Source organism: Mycobacterium heidelbergense, from assembly GCF_050205645.1.
GTDB classification, from domain to species: Bacteria; Actinomycetota; Actinomycetes; order Mycobacteriales; family Mycobacteriaceae; genus Mycobacterium; species Mycobacterium heidelbergense_A.
On the sequence record NZ_JBNMQT010000015.1, the window covers coordinates 119,127 to 127,822 of the forward strand.

Annotated in this window: 10 protein-coding genes; 2 read left to right on the top strand and 8 right to left on the bottom strand. The window is 66.4% G+C overall.

Annotated elements, in window-relative coordinates; all coding sequences use genetic code 11:
- Positions 1-16 precede the first annotated feature (16 nt).
- From ACQI5H_RS17845 to ACQI5H_RS17865, 5 genes are all read right to left on the bottom strand, one after another.
- Positions 17-289, bottom strand: a complete 273-nt coding sequence (locus tag ACQI5H_RS17845; protein WP_427080647.1) for a hypothetical protein — start codon at positions 287-289, stop codon at positions 17-19.
- 181 nt (positions 290-470) lie between these two features.
- Entirely contained in the window at positions 471-971 is a 501-nt protein-coding gene (locus ACQI5H_RS17850) for a DUF302 domain-containing protein (RefSeq protein WP_427080648.1), read from the bottom strand.
- Positions 958-1,920 carry a nitrilase-related carbon-nitrogen hydrolase gene (locus tag ACQI5H_RS17855; RefSeq protein WP_427080649.1) on the bottom strand — a complete coding sequence of 321 codons (963 nt, stop codon included), beginning with the start codon at positions 1,918-1,920 and terminating at the stop codon, positions 958-960. The genes ACQI5H_RS17850 and ACQI5H_RS17855 overlap by 14 nt, the downstream gene beginning before the upstream one ends.
- On the bottom strand, positions 1,920-3,014 hold the full coding sequence (locus ACQI5H_RS17860) for an NmrA family NAD(P)-binding protein (protein WP_427080650.1): 1,095 nt from the start codon (positions 3,012-3,014) through the stop codon (positions 1,920-1,922). The genes ACQI5H_RS17855 and ACQI5H_RS17860 overlap by 1 nt, the downstream gene beginning before the upstream one ends.
- Positions 3,011-4,195 carry a thiolase family protein gene (locus ACQI5H_RS17865; RefSeq protein ID WP_427080651.1) on the bottom strand — a complete coding sequence of 395 codons (1,185 nt, stop codon included), beginning with the start codon at positions 4,193-4,195 and terminating at the stop codon, positions 3,011-3,013. The genes ACQI5H_RS17860 and ACQI5H_RS17865 overlap by 4 nt, the downstream gene beginning before the upstream one ends.
- Before the next feature lie 108 nt (positions 4,196-4,303).
- Here ACQI5H_RS17865 and ACQI5H_RS17870 point away from each other — a divergent pair, with 108 nt between their 5' ends.
- The gene (locus tag ACQI5H_RS17870) at positions 4,304-4,780 is read left to right on the top strand and encodes a winged helix-turn-helix transcriptional regulator (protein WP_427080652.1); all 477 of its coding nucleotides are present in this window, start codon (positions 4,304-4,306) and stop codon (positions 4,778-4,780) included.
- On the opposite strand, the gene rsgA is transcribed toward ACQI5H_RS17870, so the two are convergent.
- Together rsgA and aroA are read right to left on the bottom strand one after the other, a co-directional pair.
- Complete coding sequence (rsgA, locus tag ACQI5H_RS17875) at positions 4,777-5,757, bottom strand: ribosome small subunit-dependent GTPase A (protein ID WP_427080653.1); 981 nt, start codon at positions 5,755-5,757, stop codon at positions 4,777-4,779. The genes ACQI5H_RS17870 and rsgA overlap by 4 nt on opposite strands.
- Positions 5,754-7,046: a 3-phosphoshikimate 1-carboxyvinyltransferase gene (aroA, locus tag ACQI5H_RS17880; RefSeq protein ID WP_427080668.1), complete on the bottom strand. Its 1,293-nt coding sequence runs from the start codon at positions 7,044-7,046 to the stop codon at positions 5,754-5,756. The genes rsgA and aroA overlap by 4 nt, the downstream gene beginning before the upstream one ends.
- A 64-nt stretch (positions 7,047-7,110) precedes the next feature.
- Between aroA and ACQI5H_RS17885 the strand changes: the two genes are divergently transcribed.
- Complete coding sequence (locus ACQI5H_RS17885; RefSeq protein WP_427080654.1) at positions 7,111-7,917, top strand: SOS response-associated peptidase; 807 nt, start codon at positions 7,111-7,113, stop codon at positions 7,915-7,917.
- 11 nt (positions 7,918-7,928) lie between these two features.
- Here ACQI5H_RS17885 and ACQI5H_RS17890 read toward each other — a convergent pair.
- Positions 7,929-8,696: DUF222 domain-containing protein (locus ACQI5H_RS17890; protein ID WP_427080655.1), on the bottom strand; the 768-nt coding region annotated here is incomplete at its 5' end.

Below are 8,696 nucleotides of genomic sequence, written 5' to 3' on the forward strand. Positions count from 1 at the left end.
TGGTCTTACGTGCACTTTACCGATGGATCGGCCAGGCCTCCAAGTAAGCGTCAATTGCCGCCTCGACTGCCAATCCGTAATCATTCGGCACATAGTCAGGTCCAAAGTTTTCTCGCAATGCAGGCGCGAGAACACCCAAGACAACGCCGTCGCTCTGCTCGTTGGTCGGCTCCCGCGCGGTGCGAAGCTCGGCCAAGAGGGCGGGGTTACGGCGCTCGAGTTCTTCGATGATTAGCGCTCGCGCATCGTCCCGGATGGCGTCGAAGACCTTGCTCACGGGTTCCTCCATCCATCTCGATTATTTGCCCACGCGGTGATCACTTTTCCGTCCTTACTTAGGACGACTGTCGCATCCTTGCCCACATATGTGTAGTTGCCGCCGTACTGATCCTGCGCATACTGCGGCGGCCCCCCGGCGCGCTCGCACATCGTATGCAGTCGTATTGATGGCCGCGCTGCAGCGAGTACGGTCACCAGCGGCCGGTTACCTTTTCTGCCAGTGCCGCGAGCTTGGCATCGAGCTGCTTTGCGGCACCCAGTAACTCGGGGTTGGGCTCGACGACCATCAGTGACGACGGCTTGACGTAGGTCAAACTGCTGTGGCCGTCCCCCTCGTCGACGAGCAGCACCTCGACCGGGGCAAACAACCCCGCGGTCACGTCGTGGCGCAACATCGTGATCGCGATCAGCGGGTTGCCGAGGATGACCCGTAACACCTTGCGTTTGATGCCGGCCTTTTTGATCCACGTGCCATGGTCGAGCAGCCCGAACAACATGAACCCGCTTGGCCCGACATGGGGTTCGACCAGCCGTTGATAGGACTGCCAGTCGTCCGCAGCCGTCGCGAAATCATTGATCGGAACCGGCTTTTCGCCGATGTCCGCAAGTAGCGAGGTGACCAGTTCGTCGTAGGTCTTGGTGCTCCCGTAGCGTGCGCGCACGCCCTGGAAGGTAATTTCAGATGTCGACATTCTCGGCCTCCTGGGACGGTTCCACGCGCTCGTGTACATGAGCCGTCGGGGTGCGATCGACCATCAGACTGAGCAGTTCGGGCCGGCTGTAGTGGCCGCTGGCGTCCATCAGGATCTTGCGGGTGTTGATCAATGAGAAGTCGAGCTCGGCCACTACCTCGCCCTCGCCGGAGCGCAGCGGCTCGCCCAGGTACTCGCCCTGGGGGCTGATGATCGCCGTGAAGAAGCCGCCCGAGATCGGGCCGATCGGCCCGCCCGTGTCGGCCACGATCTGCGCTCGCTGATCGTCATCGATCCAGGCGGTCGCGTTGACGACGAAGGCGCCCGACTCGAGCGCATGGTTGCGCACGCTGATCTCGGCCTGCTGCGCGAACAGGTCACCGCCGAACGATCCGGGAAACATGCCGGAATGGATCTGCTCGCCGTCCGCGATCAGGGCGTACCGCGCTAGTGGGTTGTAGTGCTCCCAACAGGCCAACTGCCCGATTCGCCCGACCGCGCTGTCGACCGCGCGCAGCCCGCTGCCGTCGCCCTGTCCCCAGATCATCCGCTCGTGGTAGGTCGGCGTGGTCTTGCGTCGGCGCTGAATCAGGGTGCCGTCGGCGTCGAACAGCAACTGGGTGTTGTACAGCGAACCGCCGTCTCGCTCGTTGACGCCGATGGACACCACCATGTTGGCGCCCCGCGCCGCCGCACCGATCGCGGCGACCGCCGGCGACCGTATCGTCACCGCCTGATCCATCAATTTCAGTTGTTCCGAACGCATTTCGAACGGGCGCTGGACGAAGGAGAAGTACGGATAATACGGGACCACCGTCTCGGGAAAAGTCGCGAACTGAACGTCCTGGCGGGCCAGCTGTTCGATCTTGCCGATGACCCGTTCGACCGTTCCGTCTCGGCTATAGAGAACCGGGCTGAGTTGCACAGCGGCGGCACGTATTACGTTCATTACAGCTTTCCTGTCCGCTTATCTTCGCCGATCTTGAGAATCGGAGTCCGGTTTTCCGGTTGAACCCTATCCCACAGGCCGCCTTTGCCCAGCTCTCGTCCCCGCTGGTCTTCTCGCCTCAACCACTCCTCGGCATTTCTGATCCGATGCGGGTGGATCTCGTCGAGCAGGGCATAATCCCGGTTGACGATTTCGTACTTCCACAGATTCCAGAACCCTGTGAAGTTGTCGCGAATGCTCATGGTGCTCTTGTCATTTGGGTCCGCGTTGTAGCCGGCGGGCGCATTTGCGGCGGCGCTCATTGGACCGTTGCTCCAGTACTCGTTCAAGTCGGTGTCGACGTACCGCGCCGGGTGCCCGGTGACCTTCTCGAACGCCGCGGCAAGGTCGGCATAGCGCACCTGGTCGATTGCGACCCCGAGATCCATGCCGTTGGCGCGCTCGGGATGATCGAAAAGCCAGCGAACGTAATACCCGCAATCCTCGAGCGACACGTGCGGCACGGCACCGTCACCCAGCGGAACTCGCCACGTCACGACGCCGTCCTCCACAGTTGGTGTCATGGGTGTCCCTGGCGAGAGCACCATTTCGATGTAGGGGCCCGAGGTAAAGACCGCCGCACCCATCCGATCGCGATTCGCCTGATTCTGAAACAGGATCCACTCGCCCACGCGGCCCTTGCCGTCGTAGTGACCGGTGCGGAATCTCGAGTCATATCCCGCTTTCTGCAGGCCGTAGTCGAGGTTTCCATATACGAAGAATTTGACGCCTTCTTCGATGGCTATCTCGTAAGCGCGGATTGCCCAGTAGATCTCGGTCTTCTCGCCAGTGTTGAACCCGTCGATGTTGACGAATGCCCCGTCGGCATCGCGGAATCCTTCCCGCAGGACAGCTTCGTCGGCGAATGTGCCTTCCAGGATGGAGACGTTGCCGAGTTCGAGAAGTTCCTTGGCGCGCCGGGAAGCGGGATCACGGCTGAGGACTCGAACGGAGTACTTCCTGTCGGCGACCAGGGCGCGAACGATCGGGATGCCCTGGGCTCCGGTGCCGCCAATGACAAAGATCTTGGACATGTTGGTGGCCTCCGTTCTCACACGCGCTCGATGATGGTGGCGTTGGCCATGCCGCCGCCCTCGCACATTGTCTGCAGGCCGTACCGCCCACCGCGCTGTTCGAGCGCGTTCACCAGCGTGGTCATGATGCGGGCGCCACTAGCGCCGAGCGGGTGGCCGATCGCGATGGCCCCGCCGTTGACGTTCGTCTTGGCCAGATCCGCTCCCGTATTGGCAGCCCACGCGAGCACGACGGGCGCGAACGCCTCGTTCACCTCGAACAGGTCGATGTCGGCCAGCGTCAGCCCGGCGCGGTGCAGTGCCTTCTCGGTCGCGGGGATGACGCCGGTCAGCATGTAGAGCGGATCCGAGCCCACCACGGTCGTGGTGTGGATCCGGGCCAGCGGGCGCAGGCCCAGCTTGGCAGCGGCTTCGCTCGTGGTGATCAACACCGCGGCACTGCCGTCCGAGAGCGGCGACGAGTTGCCGGCCGTGATCGACCAATTGATCTGCGGGAAGCGCTCTTCGGCTGCCTCGCTGTAGAACGACGGCTGCAGCGTGGCCAGGGTTTCCATGGTGGTGGCGGGCCTGATGATCTCATCGGTTTCCAAGCCGGCGATCGGGATCAGCTCGTTGTCGAAGAGGCCGTCCTTGGTTGCGCGGGCCGCCTTTTCGTGGCTGGACGCGGAGAACTCGTCGAGCTGAGCGCGCGAAAAGCCCCACTTCGCCGCGATCAGCTCGGCGCTGATGCCCTGTGGCACCAGGCCTTCGGGATAGCGCCGTGTCATGTCTTCGCCGAACGGATTGCTGCCGGGGAGTACCGAGCTGCCCATCGGAACCCGGCTCATCGACTCCACGCCACCGGCGATGACGAGGTCGTAGGCACCGGCGAGCACGCCCTGGGCGGCGAAGCTGATCGCCTGCTGGCTACTCCCGCACTGGCGGTCGACCGTGGTACCGGGGACCGACTCCGGGAACCCCGCGCCCAGCAGCGCGTTGCGCGCGATGTTGACCGCCTGGTCGCCGACCTGGGTCACGGCGCCGGCGATGACGTCGTCGACCTGCGCTGGGTCAACGCCGGTGCGCGCCACCAGTTCACGCAGGCTGTGGGCCAGCAGGTCGGCGGGCAGCACGTCGTGCAACGCGCCGCTGGCCTTGCCTTTGCCGATGGGGGTGCGGACGGCACCGACGATGACGGCGTCGCGGCCCTCGTAACTGGTCATGGCTCCTCCTTGAGTCCAGAATCCCGAGTCTGAAGCTAGGTATCGCTAGCTGTACCTAGGTAAACATCTGGGTATAGTAAAAGCAACCCAGATGGAGAGGTGATTTGCATGACATTCCTGCAGGGGGTGCTGGCCGACCGGGACAAATGGTCGGCGGTCGGCGAGTGCTCCATCGAGAAGACGATGGCGGTGCTCGGCACCAAGTCGGCGATGCTCATCATGCGCGAGGCGTACTACGGCACCACCCGGTTCGACGACTTCGCGCGCCGGGTCGGCATCACCAAGGCGGCCACCTCCGCGCGGCTGGCCGAACTGGTCGACCTCGGGCTACTGGCGCGGCGGCCCTACCGCGAACCCGGGCAGCGCGGCCGCGACGAGTACGTCCTCACCGATGCCGGCATCGACTTCATGCCGGTGATCTGGGCGATGTTCGAGTGGGGTAGGCACCACCTGCCCGGACGCAACCGCCTGCGGCTGGTCCACCAGGGCTGCGGGGCAGAGGCGAGTGTGGAAATCCGTTGCGCCGCCGGGCATGCGGTGCCGCCCGAGGAGCTCGGCATGCGGTTGGCTATGTCCACTCGCTAGGTCTGGTTGAGTACCACCAGCAGCCGCCGGGCCGCCGCGACACGGCGAACGGCGGGACCGGCCAGGGAGTCCAGCGCGCATTCGGGATCGGCCGGCGGTCCCAGGTGACCACAACCGCGGGGGCAGTCCTTGATCGCCTCGGCCAGATCCGAGAACGCCAGCAGCACGTCGTCGGGCTGGATGTGGGCCAACCCGAACGAACGGATCCCCGGAGTGTCGATCACCCAGCCCGAGCCCTCGAGGGGCAGCGCCACCGACTGCGTCGAGGTGTGTCGCCCCCTGCCGATATCGGTGACCTCGCCGACGGCCCGATCCGCCTCGGGCACAAGCCGATTCACCAGCGTCGACTTGCCGACCCCGGAATGCCCGAGCAGCACCGTGATGTTGCCGGCGAGCAAGTCCGCGACCGCGAGCAGGGGATCGTCGCGGCCCGCAGCGACCACCGTCAGGTCCAGGTCCACGAACTGCCGCTCGAACGGCTCGGGTGGGGCCAGGTCGGTCTTGGTCAGGCAGAGGATCGGTGCCAACCCGCCGGCGTAGGCGGCGATCAGCGTCCGGTCGACCAGACCGGTGCGTGGCGGCGGGTCCGCCATCGCCACCACGATCAGCAGTTGGTCCGCGTTGGCGACCACCACTCGCTCCGTGGGATCGGTATCGTCGGCGGTGCGCCGCAACACCGTTCGCCGCTCGCCGCGCCGCACGATGCGGGCCAGGGTGTCCGGCCGGCCGGACAGATCACCGACCAAATCGACGTCGTCGCCGACGACGATCGGCGTGCGACCCAGCTCGCGGGCCCGCATGGCGGTGACTCGGCGTTCGGGGCTGCCGCCCAGCACACACCCCCAGCGGCCGCGGTCGACGCTGACCACCATCGCGGCCTCGGCGTCGGCGTGCTGCGGACGAGTCTTGGTCCGGGGTCGCGAACCCCGGCCGGACCGGACTTTGACGTCGGACTCGTCGTAGTCGCCGGGCCTCAAACGCTGGGCCCCTCGCGGGCCAGCATGCGCGCCCACAGGCGCGGGAACTCCGGCAAAGTCTTTGTCGTGGCGGCGATGTCGTCTACCTGGACTCCGGCCACCCGCAGCCCGATGATCGCGCCGGCCATCGCCATGCGGTGATCGGCGTAGGCGCGCCAGGTGCCGGCCCGCAGCGGCGTCGCGGTGATCACCAGGCCGTCGGGGGTTTCTGCGCAGTTGCCGCCGAGGCGGTTGATCTCTGCGCTCAGCGCGGCGAGCCGATCCGTCTCGTGTCCGCGCAAATGGGCGATGCCGGAGAGGTGCGACACCGACCCCGGGTTCGCCAGCGCCGCCAGCGCGGCGACCGATGGCGTCAGCTCACCCACAGCGCGCAGGTCAACGTCGAACCCGTCGTAACCCGACGAGCCCCGCACCTCCAGGAATGAATCAGTGTGCGTGACAACCGCATTCAGCTTCGCGAAGACGTCCAGTATGTCGCCGGCGGGTTGTACGCTGCTCTCGGGCCAGTCGGTGATGCGCACCGTTCCGCCGCTGACCACGGCCGCGGCCAGGAACGGGACCGCGTTCGTCAGGTCGGGTTCGACCTCCCAGTGCCGGGCCGCGACCGCACCGGCGCGCACCTGCCAGCGGTTGGTGACCGAGTCGTCCACGTCGACCCCGGCCTGCCGCAACATCTCCACGGTCATCGCGATGTGCGGCGCCGAGGGCAGTGCCGACCCGGTGTGCTGCACGATCAGGCCGTCCGTGAACGACGCGGCGCACAACAGCAGGCCCGACACGAACTGCGATGATGCGGAGGCGTCGATCGCGACGGTTCCGCCCGCGACCGATCCGCTGCCCTGCACCCGGAAGGGCAGGCCAGTCCCGTCGATCCGGACGCCCAGACCGCGCAGCGCGTCGAGCAGCGGCGCGATGGGCCGGACGCGGGCTTGTTCGTCGCCGTCGAAGTCCACCGGCGAGTCGGCCAGCGCCGCCAACGGCGGAACGAATCGCAGGACCGTCCCCGCGAGGCCGCAGTCCACCCGGGCGCCGAGGGCGGGGGCGATGCGGCCGGCGACGGTCAGCTCGGACGCCGCGCCGTCGACGGACAAACCCAGGGTGCGCAGCGCCGAAATCATCAGGTCGGTATCGCGGCTGCGCAGCGCCCCGCCGATGGTCGACGAGCCCTGGCCCTGCGCGGCCGCCAGCCCCGCCAGCAGCAGCGCCCGGTTGGTCTGTGACTTCGAGCCGGGAACGGTCACCGTCGCGTGCACCGGCGCCGTCGCCTGCGGGGCCGCCCACGAATCGATACCGTTCACCCGCTTTATCCTGCCGTGTCGGCGGGCGTCGTGGCCACCAGGCACCATGGAAGTCATGTGCGGACGGTTTGCGGTCACGACGGATCCGGCCAAGCTGGCCGAGAAGATCAAGGCGATCGACGAGGCCACGGGCGCGGCGCCCGATGCTGGAACGTCCGATACTAAGACGTCCGATGTTGGCAGGCCCAACTACAGCCCTAATTACAACGTGGCTCCTACGTCCACGATCGCCACGGTTGTCACCCGCCACAGCGAGCCCGACGACGAACCGACCCGGCGCGTCCGGCTCATGCGCTGGGGGTTGATCCCGCCATGGGTCAAAGCCGGTCCGGACGGCGCACCCGAGACCAAGGGGCCGCTGCTGATCAACGCCCGGGCCGACAAGGTCACCACGTCGCCCGCGTTTCGCGGTTCGGCCAAGGGCAAGCGCTGCCTGGTGCCGATGGACGGCTACTACGAGTGGCGCGTCAACGCTGATACTCCGGGCGGTAAGAAGTCGCGCAAGACGCCGTTCTACATGTACCGCAGCGATGGGGAGCCGCTGTTCGCTGCGGGCCTGTGGTCGGTGTGGAAACCCGCGAAAGATGCTGCGCCGCTGCTGAGTTGCACGATCATCACCACTGACGCCGTGGGCGAGCTCGCCGAGATCCACGACCGCATGCCGTTGATGCTTGCCCCAGCCGACTGGGACGCGTGGCTGAATCCCGACGCCGCCCTTGATCCCGAATTCCTGACCCGCCCGCCGGATGCCGACGACATCGAGCTGCGTCAGGTGTCCACACTGGTCAACAACGTTCGCAACAACGGACCCGAGCTGCTGGCGCCGGCCGATCCGGAATCGGGGCAGCCGATCCTGCTATAGCGCCGCCCCCGCTATGCTGCGTCGTCATCGTCGGCGGCGTCGTCACCCTCGTCGTGCAGGAGTTTTTCGGGGTGCCAGTAGGTGTTGGTTCGTGGTTGGCCCCGTTCGAGGTGGGGCGGTGGGATCCATTCGGTTTCGCCCTTGGCGTTTTTGCGGGTGCTCCAGCCCTCGGGCTGGACGATGTGATGTTGGGTGGGGCAGCCGAAGGTCAGGTTGTCGACATCGGTGCAGCCGCAGGTGGCGTAGCCGACGACGTGGTGGACCTCGCTGTAATAGCCGGGCACCGTGCAGCCGGGGGCCGTGCAGCCACGATCCTTGGCGTACAGCACGATTCGTTGTGCGGGGGAGGCCAGGCGTTTCGTGTGATACAGCGCCAGGGTCTTGCCTTTGTCGAAGATCGCCAGGTAGTGACGGGCGTGGCGGGACAGGCGGATCACATCGCTCATGGGCAGGATGCTGCCCCCGCCGGTGAGTCCGCGCCCTGCGGCGGCCTCCAGCTCGGCCAGGGTAGTGGTGACGATGATGGAGGCCGGTAGTCCGTTGTGCTGGCCGAGTTTTCCCGACGCCAACAGGGCGCGCAGGGCGGCATTGAGCCCATCATGGTTGCGCTGGGCAGCCGAGCGGGCGTCGTTGTCGATGGCTTCTTGTATGGGAGTGCTGTCCACACCAGGGGTTTGATCGTCGGGGTTGCACATGCCGGGCGCGGCCAGTTTCGCCAACACGGCTTCGAGGGTGGCGCGCAGCTCGGGGGTCAGCCACCCGCGCAGCTGCGACATGCC

What these genes read in the sequence shown, in the direction of transcription:
- ACQI5H_RS17845 (WP_427080647.1), bottom strand. Translation starts at nt 289, where the DNA reads ATGGAGGAACCCGTGAGCAAGGTCTTCGACGCCATCCGGGACGATGCG.
- ACQI5H_RS17850 (WP_427080648.1), bottom strand. Translation starts at nt 971, where the DNA reads ATGTCGACATCTGAAATTACCTTCCAGGGCGTGCGCGCACGCTACGGG.
- ACQI5H_RS17855 (WP_427080649.1), bottom strand. Translation starts at nt 1,920, where the DNA reads ATGAACGTAATACGTGCCGCCGCTGTGCAACTCAGCCCGGTTCTCTAT.
- ACQI5H_RS17865 (WP_427080651.1), bottom strand. Translation starts at nt 4,195, where the DNA reads ATGACCAGTTACGAGGGCCGCGACGCCGTCATCGTCGGTGCCGTCCGC.
- ACQI5H_RS17870 (WP_427080652.1), top strand. Translation starts at nt 4,304, where the DNA reads ATGACATTCCTGCAGGGGGTGCTGGCCGACCGGGACAAATGGTCGGCG.
- ACQI5H_RS17885 (WP_427080654.1), top strand. Translation starts at nt 7,111, where the DNA reads ATGTGCGGACGGTTTGCGGTCACGACGGATCCGGCCAAGCTGGCCGAG.